This is a genomic window from Streptomyces sp. NPDC029138 (assembly GCF_055564375.1).
Map to the genome: position 1 here is coordinate 61,706 of NZ_JBVHWM010000006.1, position 15,926 is coordinate 77,631.

Annotated in this window: 14 protein-coding genes; 2 read left to right on the top strand and 12 right to left on the bottom strand. The window is 73.1% G+C overall.

Going from position 1 to position 15,926, the window contains the following annotated elements; translation table 11 throughout:
* Positions 1–37: 37 nt before the first annotated feature.
* From ACZ4WH_RS08560 to pdhA, 7 genes are all read right to left on the bottom strand, one after another.
* Positions 38–1,018, bottom strand: coding sequence for an NAD(P)H-quinone oxidoreductase (locus tag ACZ4WH_RS08560; RefSeq protein ID WP_468177993.1), 981 nt, complete (start codon positions 1,016–1,018; stop codon positions 38–40).
* Between the two features lie 29 nt (positions 1,019–1,047).
* Positions 1,048–2,145: a potassium channel family protein gene (locus ACZ4WH_RS08565; protein WP_468177995.1), complete on the bottom strand. Its 1,098-nt coding sequence runs from the start codon at positions 2,143–2,145 to the stop codon at positions 1,048–1,050.
* The gene (locus tag ACZ4WH_RS08570; protein WP_468177997.1) at positions 2,142–3,527 is read right to left on the bottom strand and encodes a molybdopterin molybdotransferase MoeA; all 1,386 of its coding nucleotides are present in this window, start codon (positions 3,525–3,527) and stop codon (positions 2,142–2,144) included. The genes ACZ4WH_RS08565 and ACZ4WH_RS08570 overlap by 4 nt, the downstream gene beginning before the upstream one ends.
* Positions 3,524–4,438: an NTP transferase domain-containing protein gene (locus ACZ4WH_RS08575; protein WP_468177999.1), complete on the bottom strand. Its 915-nt coding sequence runs from the start codon at positions 4,436–4,438 to the stop codon at positions 3,524–3,526. The genes ACZ4WH_RS08570 and ACZ4WH_RS08575 overlap by 4 nt, the downstream gene beginning before the upstream one ends.
* Before the next feature lie 83 nt (positions 4,439–4,521).
* Positions 4,522–6,003: a dihydrolipoamide acetyltransferase family protein gene (locus ACZ4WH_RS08580; RefSeq protein ID WP_468178001.1), complete on the bottom strand. Its 1,482-nt coding sequence runs from the start codon at positions 6,001–6,003 to the stop codon at positions 4,522–4,524.
* Positions 6,003–7,007, bottom strand: a complete 1,005-nt coding sequence (locus tag ACZ4WH_RS08585; protein WP_468178003.1) for an alpha-ketoacid dehydrogenase subunit beta — start codon at positions 7,005–7,007, stop codon at positions 6,003–6,005. Before ACZ4WH_RS08585 ends, ACZ4WH_RS08580 begins: the two co-directional genes overlap by 1 nt.
* Positions 7,004–8,167 (bottom strand): pyruvate dehydrogenase (acetyl-transferring) E1 component subunit alpha, encoded by a 1,164-nt coding sequence (pdhA, locus tag ACZ4WH_RS08590; protein WP_468178005.1) that lies wholly within the window; start codon positions 8,165–8,167, stop codon positions 7,004–7,006. Before pdhA ends, ACZ4WH_RS08585 begins: the two co-directional genes overlap by 4 nt.
* Positions 8,168–8,342: 175 nt before the next feature.
* On the opposite strand from pdhA, the gene ACZ4WH_RS08595 reads away from it, so the two are divergent.
* Positions 8,343–8,840: an Lrp/AsnC family transcriptional regulator gene (locus tag ACZ4WH_RS08595; RefSeq protein WP_468178007.1), complete on the top strand. Its 498-nt coding sequence runs from the start codon at positions 8,343–8,345 to the stop codon at positions 8,838–8,840.
* Between the two features lie 2 nt (positions 8,841–8,842).
* Here ACZ4WH_RS08595 and ACZ4WH_RS08600 read toward each other — a convergent pair whose 3' ends face one another.
* Positions 8,843–9,430, bottom strand: coding sequence for a TetR/AcrR family transcriptional regulator (locus ACZ4WH_RS08600; protein WP_468178009.1), 588 nt, complete (start codon positions 9,428–9,430; stop codon positions 8,843–8,845).
* Positions 9,427–10,941, bottom strand: coding sequence for a 3-hydroxyacyl-CoA dehydrogenase (locus tag ACZ4WH_RS08605; protein WP_468178011.1), 1,515 nt, complete (start codon positions 10,939–10,941; stop codon positions 9,427–9,429). The genes ACZ4WH_RS08600 and ACZ4WH_RS08605 overlap by 4 nt, the downstream gene beginning before the upstream one ends.
* Before the next feature lie 159 nt (positions 10,942–11,100).
* On the opposite strand from ACZ4WH_RS08605, the gene paaN reads away from it, so the two are divergent.
* Positions 11,101–12,792 (top strand): phenylacetic acid degradation protein PaaN, encoded by a 1,692-nt coding sequence (paaN, locus tag ACZ4WH_RS08610; RefSeq protein WP_468178013.1) that lies wholly within the window; start codon positions 11,101–11,103, stop codon positions 12,790–12,792.
* Here paaN and ACZ4WH_RS08615 read toward each other — a convergent pair.
* Genes ACZ4WH_RS08615 through ACZ4WH_RS08625 form a run of 3 tightly spaced genes read right to left on the bottom strand, consistent with a single transcriptional unit; the run spans position 12,789 to position 15,507 of the window.
* The gene (locus ACZ4WH_RS08615; RefSeq protein ID WP_468178015.1) at positions 12,789–13,535 is read right to left on the bottom strand and encodes a TrmH family RNA methyltransferase; all 747 of its coding nucleotides are present in this window, start codon (positions 13,533–13,535) and stop codon (positions 12,789–12,791) included. The two genes, paaN and ACZ4WH_RS08615, sit on opposite strands and share 4 nt — an antisense overlap.
* The gene (locus ACZ4WH_RS08620) at positions 13,532–14,743 is read right to left on the bottom strand and encodes an HTTM domain-containing protein (protein WP_468178017.1); all 1,212 of its coding nucleotides are present in this window, start codon (positions 14,741–14,743) and stop codon (positions 13,532–13,534) included. Before ACZ4WH_RS08620 ends, ACZ4WH_RS08615 begins: the two co-directional genes overlap by 4 nt.
* Positions 14,740–15,507, bottom strand: coding sequence for a DUF5819 family protein (locus ACZ4WH_RS08625; RefSeq protein ID WP_468178019.1), 768 nt, complete (start codon positions 15,505–15,507; stop codon positions 14,740–14,742). Before ACZ4WH_RS08625 ends, ACZ4WH_RS08620 begins: the two co-directional genes overlap by 4 nt.
* Positions 15,508–15,926: the final 419 nt, after the last annotated feature.

Here is a 15,926-nt window from a genome sequence, read left to right on the forward strand (position 1 = left end):
TGCACCCTCGGGTTCCGCCCCCGCACCGCCCGCGTCGCTACGGCGCGACCAGCAGCACCTTGCCGATGTGGCCGCTCGCCTCCACCAGCCGGTGGGCCTCGGCCGCCTCCGCCATCGGCAGCTCGCGGTCCACGACCGGGCCGACGTGCCCGGCGGCGAGCAACGGCCACACGTGCTCGCGTACGGCGGCGACGATGGCCGCCTTCTCGTCCAGTGGACGGGCGCGCAGCGAGGTCGCGCTGATCGCGGCCCGTTTGCTGAGCAGCGTGCCGATGTTCAGCTCGCCCTTCGCACCGCCTTGCAGGCCGATGATCGCGAGGCGTCCGTTGACGGCGAGCGCCTGGACATTGCGGTCCAGGTACTTGGCGCCCATGTTGTCGAGGATGACGTCGGCGCCCGCCCCGTCGGTGGCCTGCTTGATCTCGGCGACGAAGTCCTGCTCGCGGTAGTTGATCAGCACGTCCGCGCCCAGCTCGGCGCAGCGGTCGAGCTTCTCCTTCGTACCGGCGGTCACCGCGACCTTGGCGCCGACGGCCTTGGCGAGCTGGATCGCCATGGTGCCGATGCCGCTGGAGCCGCCGTGCACCAGCAGTGTCTCGCCCGGGCGCAGATGGGCGACCATGAACACGTTGGACCAGACCGTGCAGACGACCTCGGGCAGCGCCGCGGCGCGCGTGAGGTCGACGCCCTCGGGCACGGGCAGCAGCTGCCCGGCCGGTACCGCGACCTTCTCGGCGTAGCCACCGCCCGCGAGCAGCGCGCACACCTGGTCGCCGACGGCCCAGCCGGAGACGCCGGGGCCGAGCGCGGCGATCCTGCCGGAGCACTCCAGGCCGGGGTAGAGGGAGGCGCCGGGCGGCGGGTTGTAGAAGCCCTGGCGTTGCAGGATGTCGGCACGGTTGACCGCGCTGGCCACCACCTCGACCAGCACCTCGCCCTCGCCGGGCACCGGATCGGGGACCTCGTCCCACACCAGCGCCTCGGGACCACCAGGTTCGGGAATCGTGATCGCATGCATGCCGGTGACGCTACTCCCCCAGGGACCGGTCACCCGTGTGGCAGGGGGCGGGTGTCCGGGGTGACCCGGGTCTCGGGGGTGGCGCGGACGATGGTGATGAGCCGGTCCGTCAGCTGGAGGGTGCCGACGGACGGATCGTCGTAGCCGAGCACCCGGTGTCCACGGACGACGCTGACCACCAGGTCGTCCGTCTCGCGCGGCTTCTTGCCCACCTCTCCGCGGACCACCGGCCGTTCGACGAGGTCCAGCCCGCTGCCCTGCTGGATCAGGTCCTCCATGACCATGCCGGCCGCGGGGCTGAGCACGGACAGGCCGAGCAGACGGCCGGCCGCGCCGGAGCTGGTGATGACGGCGTCGGCGCCGGACTGCTTGAGCAGCGGGGCGTTCTCCTCCTCGCGCACCGCGGCCACGATCTTGGCGGTGCGGTTGAGCTGGCGGGCGGTCAGCGTGACGAGAACGGAGGTGTCGTCGCGCTGCGGGGCGACGATGATCTGCCGGGCCTTGTGCACCTCGGCCCGTTTGAGCACGTCACTGCGGGTGGCGTCGCCTATGACGCCGGCGTAGCCCTCGGCGGTGGCCGTGTCGATCACCTTGGAGCTGGGATCGACCACGACCACCTGCTCCTTCTTCAGCCCGGTCGCGCAGACGGTCTGGATGGCCGACCGTCCCTTCGTGCCGAAGCCGACGACGACGGTGTGGTCGCGCAAGGTGGACCTCCAGCGGTTCAGGCGCCAATCCTCACGGGTGCGTTCGGTGAGGACCTCCAGCGTGGTGCCGACCAGGATGATCAGGAACAGCACGCGCAGGGGCGTGATGACGAGGATGTTGGTGAGCCGGGCGCTGTCGCTGACCGGGGTGATGTCGCCGTATCCGGTGGTGGAGAGGGTGACGGTCGCGTAGTAGAACGCGTCGAGCAGATCGACGGGGCCGTCGGAGCTGTCGCGGTAGCCCTCACGGTCGGCGTAGACGACCAGCGCGGTGGCGACCAGCACCACCAGGGCCATGATCAGCCGCTTGACGACCTGGCGGATCGGACGCTCCACCACTTTCCTCGGGAGTTTCACCCGATGGGTCACCAGATGTTCGCCCGCCTGGCGGGCGATGGCGTCATGGCCCGGAAGTTTCACGTGAAACACACCCCGATTCCGGCGGTCGCCCATGGCAGATCCAGCAGCTCGGCCTCCTCACCCTGGCGGGCCCCGCCCGGTGGTACGACGGCCAGCGCGTCGGCGGCGGCGATGCCCCGGAGCATGGCCGGGCCGTTGTAGTGCAGCGGCATGGCGTGGTCACCGCGCAGCACCACGGGGATGAGCCGGGTGTCGTGCGGGTGCCCGTGCACCGCCTCCCGGAGCGGCAGCGTGTACGGCTCGGGGGCGGGGTGGGCGGCGAGGGTCCTCAGCAGCGGTTCGGCGAGGGTGAGCAGGCCGGAGACGGCCGCGAGGGGGTTGCCGGGCAGGCCGACGAGGTGCTGGTGGTCCTTGGTGCGGGCCAGCAGCATGGGGTGGCCGGGGCGCACCTTGACGCCGTCGACGAGGAGTTCGGCGCCGACGCGCTCCAGGACCGGGTGGACGTGGTCGACGGGTCCGGCCGCGGTGCCGCCCGTGGTGACGATCAGGTCGGCGGCGGAGCGGGTGATCGCCTTTTGCAGGGCCTTGGCGTCGTCGCCGATCCGGCGTACGGCGATGACGTCGGCGCCGAGTGCCCGCAGCCAGGGCGGCAGCATGGGGCCGAGGGCATCCCGGATGAGCCCGTCGTGCGGCAGGCCCTCGGTCAGCAACTCGTCGCCCAGGACGAGGACTTCGGCGCGGGGACGGGGTACGACGGTGACCGTGTCATAGCCGGCCGCCGCGGCGAGGCCCAGGACGGCGGGGGTGACGAGGGTGCCGACGGGCAGCAACTGGTCGCCGCTTCGGCACTCCTGGCCGCGCGGGCGGATGTCCTGGCCGTGGAGCATCTCGCGCGTGGCGTGCAGACGGCCCTGGGCGTCGATCCGGCCGTGCTCGGTGCGCAGGACGGCGGTGGTGTCGGCGGGGATGCGGGCGCCGGTGGCGATACGGACCGCCTCGCCGTCGGTGAGCGGTTCGGGCTGCGCGTGCCCGGCGAGCACGCCCTCCTCGCGCACCTGCCAGGGGCCGGGCCCGGCGACCGCCCAGCCGTCCATCGCGGAGGTGTCGAAGGAGGGCAGGTCGGTGAGGGCGTCGAGGGGCGCGGCCAGGGCCAGTCCGAGGGCGTCGCCCACCGGCACCGAGACGGGGGCGCGGCGGGCGCGGGAACGCGCGGCACGGGCGGCGGTCTCCCGGGCCTGGGGCCAGGGGGTGGCCCGGTGCCGGTCTACGGGCCGCTCACCGGGGGACTGGGCGGACGGGGCGGACGCCTGGCCCGCGCTGTCGTCCGTGCCGTCGTCCCGGGGCTCCCTGTGAGCATCCCTCACGAGCGCCAGAGCCTCCTCGACATCGAGGTCGTCGCTGTCTTCGGCGGACGCCTCGGCCCGGGTGCCGGGGGCGGTCATCCGGCGTCCGGGGCGCTCGGGGCCCCGCTCCTCGCGTCCGTGGTGCCCCCGCCGTTCTCTTCCTCCCAGCGCAGCGCGAGGGCGGCGGCCCTGCGCGCGGCCTCGGCAACGGCCTCGGGGCCGCCCTTGCCCTGGGCGGCGGCGTAGCCGACGAGGAAGGTGGTCAGCGGAGCGGCGGGCCGGGCCACGCCGTGCGCGGCGTCCCGGGCCAGATCGAGGAGGACGCCGGTGTCGACGTCCAGTTCGATGCCCAACTCGTCCTTGACTGCGGAGATCCATTCATCCAACACGGACCCATGCTCCCTGATACGTGCCCTGGCCGTCGCGATGTCGTCCCAGGTGTCGCAGTCGAAGGACGCGAGCGGGTCCGGGACGCGGGTGAGGCGGAGGGCACTGGACAGCCGGCGCAGGGGCAGCCCGGTGAGGCCGTCGTGCGCGGCGGCAAGGGCGGTCAGCTCACGGCGCAGGGCGGCGGTGCGGTAGGCGGCGACGAGCGGCTGGTCGCGGCCGTCGGCGTCGGTGAGCAGCGCACCGTCGGCCCCGGTCTCCTGAAGAGCGGTCAACAGGCGGCGAAGGGTGGGCTGTTCGAGAAAGGGCAGGTCGGCGGAGAGGACGACGGTGTGCCGGGCGGTGGTGAGCCGCAGGCCCGCCTCCAGCGCGGCGACCGGCCCGCCACCGGGTGGCTCCTCGCGCGCCCAGCGCACCGGGCGGGCGGTGGGCCGGGGCGCGGCCACGACGACGGTCGTCCCGGCGTCCGCGCAGGCCGCGAGCACCCGGTCGAGCAGCGCGCGGCCCCCGACCCGGAGCCCCGGCTTGTCGGCCCCGCCGAGCCGCCGGGCGGCACCGCCCGCCAGCACGACGGCGTCGTACGGCGCGGGGGTCCCCGGAGCGGCGGGGGTGGTGTCGGTCACCCTCCGAGTATGTCCTGCCGGTTCCTCCTTCCGAACCTCTGTCTCAGAGGAAGCTGTGTCTCACAGGAGCGGGAAGCTGTGTCTCACAGGGTGCGCAGCAGCACCGCCGGCTGTTCCACGCAGTCCGCCACATACCGCAGGAAGCCGCCCGCCGTACCGCCGTCGCACACCCGGTGGTCGAAGGTGAGCGAGAGCTGGACGACCTGGCGGACGGCCAGCTCGCCCTCGTGCACCCACGGCTTGGGGACGATGCGGCCGACGCCGAGCATGGCCGCCTCGGGGTGGTTGATGATCGGCGTGGAGCCGTCGACGCCGAAGACGCCGTAGTTGTTCAGCGTGAAGGTCCCGCCGGTGAGTTCTGCCGGGGTCAGCGTCCCGGTGCGGGCCGCCTCGGTGAGCCGGGCGAACTCGGCGGTCAGCGACTCGGCGTCGCGCGCGTGGGCGTCCCGGACGACCGGCACGACCAGGCCGCGTTCCGTCTGTGCTGCGAACCCGAGGTGGACCTGGTCGAGCCGGACGACCTCGCGGGCCTCGGTGTCGACGAAGGAGTTCAGCTCGGGGAAGCGGGCGAGGCCGGCCGTGCAGATGCGGGCGAGCAGCGCGAGGAGGGAGATCTTCGGGCCTCCGGCCGCGTTCATCGCGGCGCGGGCGCGCATGAGCTCGGTCGCGTCGGCGTCGACCCAGCAGGTCGCGTCCGGGATCTCCCGGCGGCTGCGGGAGAGCTTGTCGGCGACGGCACCGCGTACGCCCTTGAGCGGGACGCGGGTCCCGCCGCCCTGGGGGACGGGCGGCGCGGCGGTCCGTACGACCGGCTCCTCGGCCGTGCGGACCGGTGCGGCCTCGGCTCGCAGCGCGTTCTCGACGTCCGCGCGCAGGATGAGCCCGTCCGGCCCCGACCCGGCCAGCTGCCGCAGATCGACGCCGTTGTCCCGGGCGAGCTTGCGCACGAGGGGGGAGATCACGGGGACCGGGCCCTCGGCGGGGGCGGCGGTGGGCGTGGTGGGTGCGGCGCCGGGCGTGGATGTGGAGGCGGGTGGCTGTGCCACCGCCGGTGCGGCCACGCGCGTGTGGGTGTCGGCGTCGACCCGAGCCGTCCCGCGCTGGGCGGCCTGCCCGTTGCCGGAGGCTCCGGTCGGCGCCGCCTGTCCGGTGCCGACGGCCTGGCGCGGCGCGCCCGCTCCGCTGCCGTCGATCTCGCGCCGGACGACCCGTCCGTCGGCCGCACCCGTGCCCGCCCGTACCCGGCGCCGGCGCGCCGCCGGGGCCTGGGTGCCGTAGCCCACCAGGACGTTGCCGGAGCCCTCCGGCTCCGGTGCGCGTTCGCCCACGGCCACCGTCAGGAGCGGGGCGCCGACGGGGAGTTCGGTGCCCTCCTCGCCGTAGCGGGCGGTGACCACTCCGCCGTACGGGCAGGGCACCTCGACCATCGCCTTGGCCGTCTCGACCTCGACCACGGGCTGGTCGACGGCGACCACGTCACCGACCTGGACCAGCCAGCGGACGATCTCCGCCTCGGTGAGCCCTTCCCCGAGGTCGGGCAGCTTGAACTCCAGCACCTGAGCCATCAGCCCTCGGCCTCCCATTGCAGCCGGGCCACGGCGTCCAGGATGCGGTCGACGCCGGGCAGGTGGTGCCGCTCCAGCATGGGCGGCGGATACGGGATGTCGAACCCGGCCACGCGCAGCACCGGGGCCTCCAGGTGGTGGAAACAGCGCTCGGTGACGCGGGCCGCGATCTCGCCGCCCGGCCCGCCGAACCCGGTGGACTCGTGGACGACGACGGCGCGGCCGGTGCGCCGGACGGCCGCGCAGACCGTCTCGTCGTCGAACGGCACCAGGGAGCGCAGGTCGATGACCTCCAGGTCCCAGCCCTCGGCCCGGGCGGCCTCGGCGGCCTCCAGGCAGACCGGCAGCGAGGGACCGTAGGTGATGAGCGTGGCGCTGCGGCCGGTCCGGCGGACCACGGCCCGGCCGATGGGCTCGACGTCCGTCGGCTGCTCGGGGTTCCAGCTGTCCTTCGACCAGTACAGCCGCTTCGGCTCCAGGAAGACGACCGGGTCGTCGGAGGCGATGGCCTGGCGCAGCAGTCCGTAGGCGTCGGCGACGGTGGCCGGGGTGACGACATGGAGGCCGGGCGTCGCCATGTAGTAGGCCTCGGACGAGTCGCTGTGGTGCTCGACGCCGCCGATGCCGCCGCCGTAGGGGATGCGGACGGTGATCGGCAGGGGCATCCTGCCGCGCGTGCGGTTGCGCATCCGGGAGACATGGCTGATCAGCTGCTCGAACGCCGGGTAGGCGAAGGCGTCGAACTGCATCTCCACCACCGGCCTGAGGCCGTACATGGCCATGCCGACGGCGGTGCCGAGGATGCCGGCCTCGGCGAGCGGGGTGTCGGTGCAGCGGTCCTCGCCGAACTCCTTGGCGAGCCCGTCGGTGACGCGGAAGACCCCGCCGAGGGTGCCGACGTCCTCGCCCATGACGTGCACGGTCGGGTCGGCGGCCATCGCGTCGCGCATCGCGCGCGTGAGGGCCTGCGCCATGGTGGCGGGCTTGACGGCGACGGTCGTCATCGGGCGCCGCCTTCCGGCGCGCCGGGCTCGCCGTGCTGCTCCTGCTCGGCCTCCAGCTCGGCCCGCAACAGGGCCCGCTGCTCGCGCAGTTGCGCGGTGGTCTCGGCGTAGACGTGGTCGAAGAGGTCCATGGGGTCGAGTTCGGGGTCCCGGTTCATGCGTTCCCGCAGGGCTGCGGCCATCGTCTCGGCGTCCTGCCGGGCCGCCTCGACACCGGCGTCGTCCAGCAGTCCGCGCGTGGTCAGTTCGCGTTCCAGCAGCTCGATCGGATCGTGGGCGCGCCAGGCCGCGACCTCGGCGTCGCCCCGGTAGCGGGTGGCGTCGTCGGCGTTGGTGTGGGCGTCGACGCGGTACGTCACCGCCTCCACCAGGGTCGGGCCGCCGCCCGCGCGCGCGTGCCGTACGGCGTCGCTGAGCACCTCGTGCACGGCGGCGGCGTCGTTGCCGTCGACCAGCCGGCCCGGCATGCCGTACCCGACGGCCTTGTGGGCCAGGGAGGGCGCGGCGGTCTGCTTGGCGAGCGGGACGGAGATGGCGAAGCCGTTGTTCTGCACCAGGAAGACGACGGGTGCCTGCCAGACGGCGGCGAAGTTCAGCGCCTCGTGGAAGTCGCCCTCGCTGGTGCCGCCGTCGCCGACCATGGCGAGCGCGACCACGTCGTCGCCCTTGAGGCGGGCGGCGTGGGCGAGGCCGACGGCGTGCGGCAGCTGGGTTGCGAGCGGGGTGCTGAGGGGGGCCACCCGGTGGGCGTAGGGGTCGTAGCCGCTGTGCCAGTCGCCGCGCAGCAGGGTGAGCGCCTCAACGGGGTCCACGCCCCGGGCGACGACGGCGAGCGTGTCGCGGTAGCTGGGGAAGAGCCAGTCGCGCTCCTCCAGCGCCAGGGCGGCGGCGATCTCGCAGGCCTCCTGGCCGGTGCTGGACGGGTAGACGGCGAGCCGGCCCTGCTTGGTGAGGGCGGTGGCCTGCGTGTTGTACCGGCGCCCGCGCACCAGCTGGGCGTACAGCCGGCGCAGCAGGCCGGGGTCGGCCTTGACGGCCGCCTCGGTGCCGAGGACGCGGTAGGGCTCGGCGTCGGGCAGCAGCGGAGCGGGGTCCATACGGGGTTGCCAGGCGGGCGGCGGCGATGGCCGGTACGCGCCCCGCTGCTCCAGAACCGTCATGACGGCACCTCCTTGTGGGGGTGGCTACGGGAGGCGCGTCGGCTGTGACTCGCCTCACCAACCGATTGTTCGGTCGCCGGCACATTTTGGCTACAGGTGCCTTCAGGCTGTGGACAAACGGTTCTCCACAGCCTGGAATGACCGCAGGACGTCCACGGCGAGGAAGCGGGGGGACATGGGAGCTGAACAAATGGCCGCGGGGCCGCAGGAAGGCACCGCGCCGCCGCCGCGCCCGCTGGACGCCATCGACCAGGACATCCTGAAGATCCTCCAGGCGGACGGCCGGGCCTCGATACGGTCGGTCGCCGAGCGCGTCCACGTCTCGCGCGCCAACGCCTACGCGCGCATCAACCGGCTCGTCGAGGACGGGGTGATCCGGGGCTTCAGCGCGCGCGTGGACCACGAGCGGGCGGGTCACGGCACGTCGGCGTACATCACACTGAAGATCGTCCAAAACAGCTGGCGCACGGTCCGCGAGCAGCTCAGACAGCTGCCCGGCGCCTCCCACATCGCCCTGGTGGGCGGCGACTTCGATGTGCTGCTGCTGGTGCACACGCCCGACAACCGGGCGCTGCGCGAGCTGGTGCTGACCCGGCTCCAGGCGATCCCCGAGGTGCTCAGCACCCGCACGCTGCTGGTGTTCGAGGAGGAGGACCTGGAGCCGGACGGCTGAGGTCAGTCCTGGCGCAGCCCCGAGAAGACCAGCCGGACGACGGCGTCGGCCACCTCCCGGCCGCTCGCGCCCCGCGTGTCCGGCCGGTACCACTCCACGATCGAGTTGATCATCCCGAAGACCAGCCGGGTGACCAGGCGGACCTCCACGTCGCCGCGTACGTCCCCGTCGGCCGCCGCCGCCTTCAGCAGCTCGGCGACCCGGTGGTCGAAGTCGCGGCGCCGCTCCAGCGCCCAGCGCTCGGTCTCGGTGTTGCCGCGCACGCGCAGCAGCAGCGTCACATAGGGCAGCTCGGCTATGAGCACCTCGACCATGCGGCGCACGACGTGCTCCAGCCGCTCCGCCGGCCGCCCCACGCGCGCGTGCTCCTCCTCCAGGATGGCGAACAGGCCGTCCAGGGCGCGGCTGACGGCCCGGCGCAGCAGCTCCTCCTTGCCGCTGACGTGGTGGTAGATCGACGACTTGGAGATACCGGCCGCCTTGGACAGGTGCTCCATGGAGGTGCCGTCGTAGCCGCGCTCGTTGAAGACGCGGACGGCGACGGAGAGCAGCGTCTCGGGGGTGTAGGTGTCACGCTTGGCCGTGGTCATGAGGTGCCCCCCCGCTTGTCGGTGGCGTACGCGTGGCGGTACAGCGCGAGGGAGGGCGCGTAGCGTCCGGAGGGGTCGCGCTCGTGCATCTCGTCCAGGACGTCGAAGGCGAAGTCGCGGCCGAGCCTGCGGTCCCACTCGAAGGGGCCGAGCGGGTAGTTGACGCCCAGGCGCATCGCGGTGTCGACGTCCTCCTCGGTGGCCACGCCCTTGGCGACGGCGTCGTGGGCGAGGTCGATGATCCGGGCGACCGTGCGGGCGACGATCATGCCGGGGACGTCGCCGATGACGCTGACCTCCTTGCCGAGCGCCTGGAACAGTCCGGTGGCCTCGGCGAGGGTCCGCGGCGAGGTGTCCTGGGCGACGGACAGGGCGATACGGGTGGCCGTGCGGTAGTCCAGGGCGAGGTCGAAGTAGACGACGTCCCGGAACTCGGCGGAGGTCTGTCCGTCGGCGAGGACGAGCTGGCCGCCGCTGGGCAGCACCAGGCGGGTGCCGTGGTCCTCGTCCTCCTCGCGGACCCGGATGCCCGCCTCGCGGATCATGGTGAGCAGTTCGGCGGCCGGCCCGAGACCGCCCTCGGCGATGACGTGGGCGGGCGGCTGTTCCTTGTCGGCCGTGTGCGGCTCGGGCCGCTCGGCGCCGTGGGCGTAGTCGTACCAGCCGCGCCCGCTCTTGCGGCCGAGCCGCCCGGACTCGACCAGCCGGCGCTGGGACAGCGAGGGCGTGAAGCGCGTGTCCTGGAAGAAGGACTGCCACACCGAGTGGGTGACGGACTCGTTGACGTCCTGGCCGATCAGGTCGGTCAGCTCGAACGCGCCCATCTTGAAGCCGCCGCACTCCCGCAGCACCGCGTCGATGGTGGCCGGGTCCGCGGCCTGGGCCTCGTAGACGGCGAACGCCTCGGCGTAGAACGGCCGGGCGATGCGGTTGACGATGAAGCCGGGGGTGTCCGCGCAGGCCACCGGCGTCTTGCCCCAGGCGCGGGCGGTCTCGTACGCGCGCGTGGCCGACGTGACGTCGGTGGCGAACCCGGAGACCACCTCGACCAGCGGCAGCAGCGGAGCGGGATTGAAGAAGTGCAGGCCGACGAAGCGGCCGGGGTGGCGCAGGACGCCGCCGATGGCCGTCACCGACAGCGAGGAGGTGTTGGTGGCGAGCAGGCAGTCCTCGGCGACGATCTCCTCCAGGTCGCCGAAGAGCCGCTGCTTGACGTCCAGCCGCTCCAGGACGGCCTCCACGACCAGCCCGCAGTCGGCCAGTTCCGCGAGGCTGTCCGCGGGCTCCAGACGGGCGCGGGCGGCGTCGCGGTCGGCTTCCGTGAGCCGGTCCTTGGCCACGAGCCGGTCGAGGCGGGCGCCGATCGCTTCGGCCGCCTCCCGGGCTCGCCCGGGGACGGCGTCGTACAGCCGTACGGGGTGCCCGGCGACCAGCGCGACCTGGGCGATTCCCTGGCCCATGGTGCCGGTTCCGACGACGGCCACGGGGCTGCTGAGGTCGAGTGCTGTCATGTGCGCGATCCTCCCGCACGGGGTTTTCCACAGATGCGGCGGGACCCCCTTGTACCGACCGATCGTTCGGTTACTCTAGCTCTGACCGTCCTATCCCGCTGCTCTTTCTGCCAGGTCCGAACTCGACGACGAGTTCTCCAGACGAGGAGTTGGTCCCGCATGGCCGCCGAACTGACCGCGCCCGAGCTGATCGAAAAGCACCGGCCCACGCTCGACCAGGCCCTGGAGGCGATCCGCACCCGCGCGTACTGGTCCCCGCACCCCGAGCACCCCAAGGCCTACGGCGAGGGGGGCAGCCTGGACGCCGCGGCGGGCAAGGCCGCCTTCGACGCACTGCTGGGCACCCGCCTCGACCTCGGCCAGCCCGGCACGGACGACTGGGTGGGCGGCGAGGTCTCGCCGTACGGCGTCGAGCTGGGCGTGACGTACCCGCACGCGGACGTCGACGTGCTGCTCCCGGCCATGCGGGCCGGGCAGCGGTCCTGGCGGGACGCGGGCCCGGAGGTCCGGGCGGTGGTCTGCCTGGAGATCCTCAAGCGGATCAGCGACCGGACGCACGAGTTCGCGCACGCCGTCATGCACACCAGCGGGCAGGCGTTCATGATGGCGTTCCAGGCGGGCGGCCCGCACGCCCAGGACCGCGGCCTGGAAGCGGTGGCGTACGCGTACGCGGAGCAGGTCCGCACCCCTCAGGCGGCGGAGTGGACCAAGCCGCAGGGCAAGCGCGACCCGCTGGCCCTCACCAAGCGGTTCACCGCGGTCCCGCGCGGGATCGCCCTGGTCATCGGCTGCAACACCTTCCCGACCTGGAACGGCTACCCGGGCCTGTTCGCCTCCCTGGCCACCGGCAACGCCGTCCTGGTCAAGCCGCACCCGCGCGCGGTGCTGCCGCTCGCGCTGACCGTCCAGGTCGCCCGGGAGGTGCTGGCCGGGGCGGGCTTCGACCCGAACCTGGTGGCGCTGGCCGCCGAGCGCCCCGGCGAGGGCATCGCGAAAACCCTCGCCACCCGCCCCGAGATCAAGATCATCGACTACACCGGGTCGACGTCCTTCGGTGACTGGCTGGAGGCCAACGCCCGCCAGGCGCAGGTCTACACGGAGAAAGCCGGCGTCAACACCGTGCTGGTGCACTCCACGGACGACTACAAGGGCATGCTGTCCAACCTGGCGTTCTCGCTGTCCCTGTACAGCGGCCAGATGTGCACCACCCCGCAGAACCTCCTCATCCCCCGCGACGGCATCGGCACCGACCAGGGCCCCAAGACCTTCGACGAGGTCACCGCCGACCTCGCCCGCGCGGTCGACGGCCTGCTCGGCGACGACGCGCGGGCGAACGCGCTGCTGGGTGCGATCGTCAACCCGGACGTCAAGGCCCGCCTGGAGGCCGCCGCCGGCCTCGGCGAGGTCGCCCTCGCCTCCCGCGAGATCACCAACCCGGAGTTCCCGGGCGCGGTGGTCCGCACCCCGGTCATCGTCAAGCTGGACGGCGCCAAGCCGGACGACGAGGCCGCGTACATGAGCGAGTGCTTCGGCCCGGTCTCCTTCGCCGTCGCCGTCGACTCGGTGACGGACGCGGTGGAGCTGCTGCGCCGCACGGTCCGGGAGAAGGGCGCGATGACGGTCGGCGCGTACACCACGGACGCCGAGACCGAGCGGGCCGTCGAGGAGGTCTGCCTGGAGGAGGCCGCCCAGCTCTCCCTCAACCTGACCGGCGGGGTCTACGTGAACCAGACGGCCGCGTTCTCCGACTTCCACGGCTCGGGCGGCAACCCGGCGGCCAACGCGGCCCTCACCGACGGCGCGTTCGTCGCCAACCGCTTCCGGGTGGTGGAGGTGCGCCGGCAGGCCTAGGGCGCGGTGCCGGTCGCGCTCCAGTGGTACAGCGTCATGGCCACACTGGTGGCCAGGTTGTAGCTGGAGACCTGGGGCCGCATCGGGAGGCGCAGCAGGTGGTCGGCCCGGGCGCGCAGTTCCGGTGACAGACCGGAGCGTTCCGAGCCGAAGGCCAGCACGGCGTCGTCGGGCAGCTTGGTGCCGCGGATGTCCTCGCCCTCCGGGTCGAGGGCGAAGAGCGGGCCGGCGGGCAACTCGTCGACGCCGAGGCGCTCGACGGCGGTCGCGAAGTGCAGGCCCGCGCCGCCGCGCACCACCGTGGGATGCCAGGGGTCGAGCGTGCCCGTGGTGACCACACCGGTCGCCCCGAAACCGGCGGCCAGCCGGATCACGGCACCGGCGTTGCCCAGGTTGCGGGGGTTGTCCAGGACCACGACGGGCGCGGTGCGGAGCGTGCGGGCGAGCGCGCGCAGGTTGGCCTCACGGGACGGCCGAACCGCGAGAGCGGCCACGCCCGTCGGATGGGGGCGCGGGACGAGGGAGGCGTACGCCTGCCCGGACACCTCCGCGAGGAGGGCGTCCAGGGTGTCGCGTACGTCCCCGGCCAGCTCCTCGGCGAGGGTCAGGGCGGCCCGCCGGTCGGTGGTGACCGCGACCGGCACCTCGGCCCCGAAGCGCAGCGCGTGCTTCAGGGCGTGGAAGCCGTCGAGCAGCACGGCGGTGTCCGCGTGCTCGCGCCAGCGGCTCAGCGGGTCGCTCATGCGGTGAACCCTACGCGGTCCGCCGTGCTCTCCTCCGGGGAGCGCGGGGCGGGGACCGTACGGCCGGCACGCCGGGCGAACCGCCCCCGCGCGCGTGCCGCCAGGTCACCCAGCCGGCGCAGGAAGGACGTCGGCAGGAAGACCGCGTCGGCGGTGATCATCGCCAGCGAGAAGAACGGCAGTCCGAGGACGACCGCGATCACCGCGTGCTCGGTCATCATCAGCGCCAGCAGGACGTTCTTGACCCGCCGGTTGAACAGCGTGAACGGGAAGGCGACCTGCACCATCACGGTCCCGTAGGCCACGATCATCATGATCGTGCCGCTGGACGACATCAGGTCCGCGAGGCCGGGCCAGGGCGAGAAGTAGTCCAGGTGGAGCGGGTAGTAGACGGCGGTGCCGTCCTGCCAGCGCGAGCCCTGGACCTTGTACCAGCCGGCCGTGGCGTAGATCAGACAGGCCTCCGCCATGATCACGACCAGGGCGCCGTTGTGCAGGATGTTGGCGACGACGTCCAGCAGAATCCGCGGCTGCTGCCAGGCCTCCCGGCGCCCGACCACCCACCACAGGCCGAGCCCCGCCCAGGCCGTCCACAGCAGCGCTGGGATCAGCCAGCCGTTGTAGAACCGGCCGGTCAGCGTCACCGTGCCCAGCACCAGCCCGAACACCGCCCACAGCACGGGTCCCACCCGGTCCACGGGCACCCGCTCGCCCCGCGCGCGTGCCGCCGCGCCGTGGGCCGCGCGCCGCGCGTCGAGCGACCACACCTGTCCGCAGCGCGTGAACACCAGGTAGATGGCCATCAGGTGCAGGACGTTGTCGCCGCCGTCGCCGATGAAGACGCTGCGGTTCTGAAGCGACAGCACACCCACCATGAACAGCACGGACGCGGTCCGGGTGCGCCAGCCGAGCACCAGGGCCGCGCTGGCGAGGATGGCCAGCGTGTAGCAGCACTCGAACCAGAGCTGTCCGTCGGACCACAGCAGCGCCGTGAAGGCGTCGTTGTCGGCGGTCAGCTGCTTGGCGAGGGTCCAGCCCCACGGTCCGGAGGGGCCGTAAAGCTCCTGGCGGTGGGGGAACTCGCGCAGCAGGAACAGCAGCCAGGTCCCGGCGAAACCGATCCGGATCACGGCGCTCTGGTACGGCCCGAGGGCCGCCTCGGTGACCCGGGCGATACCGCGCGACAGCGTCAGGGAGAGACTGTTCACCGCACACCTCCGGCGGCCTCGTCGGCGGTCACGGACCACCAGGGCAGCAGGCGCTGGACGGGCTTGTCGGACACGCGCTCACGGCTCCATGGCGGCGGCTGCACGTTGGTGGTGCTGGAACGGACCTGCACGCGCTGTATCACGCCTTCCCGGCTCGTCGGATCGTCCCGGTACAGGCGCATCACCACGATCCGGCGGATGTACTGCTCGGACAGGGAGCCGCGCAGGCCGACGGGGCGGTTGTCGGCGGCGTGCGTGGCGGCGAAGAAGTCCCAGGCCCGGCGCAGCTCGTTCTGCTGGGTGTGGCTGGGCGCCAGGTTGCCGTCGATGGCGGCACCGTCCTGGGCGGACAGGTCGGTCCACCCGGTGGTGCGCAGGCCGCCGTCCCGCATCCGCACCTCGGCGCGGACCTGTACGGCGATGTTCTGCTGGAGCGGGTTCGGGGCGAACAGCTTCCAGTTCTGCTCGAACTCCGGGTACACCCACTCCTCTATCGCCTTGCCGTGCTGCTTCGTCACCGTGTTCGCGGGCGCGAGGCTGAGGAAGACCATCAGCAGATGCACACAGGCGGCCACGGCGACGACGGCGAGCGCCAGCGCGGCACCGACCTGGTAGCGGCGGGAGAGCGCGGCGACGCCGGTGCGGGGCGCGGGTGCGGCAGCGGGCGGCGGTGGCGGCGGCTGCGCGGGTTCTTCCGGGAGACGCGTCCCGGCCGACCCGTCCGGGCCCTGCGGGCCCCGCGAGTCCTCGTCGTACGCGTCCATTCCGTCCCGTCCCCCGTTTCGGCTCATGTGGCTGGTCAGTCGTTCGGCTCGTGCGGTCTGCGGCCCGGTCGTCCGGCCCAGCGGTCGGCTGAGCGGGGCGGCGCGGGATCGCGGCACCCGTCACGGGAGCCGCATGCTTCACGAGCGCCACGTCTCGGCGCTCGCACGGAACGGTACTCAGCCCCGGGCCCCGGGCGCAGCCCCGGGTACGGGCCGACCGCGGTGGTCCTCGCCACGCGGTACGGCCCCTGGCGCGGGCCGCGGTGCGGCCTCCCGTGCCTTGCCCACCGTTGTCCACAGGCTGTGGGCGCAGTTTTCCACAGCGGTTGACACCCATCGCGGCCCGGCACACCATGGACTACGCACGGACCGAACGATCGGTCGGGACACCGGTCGGGACCCGTCGATCGGACAGAGTT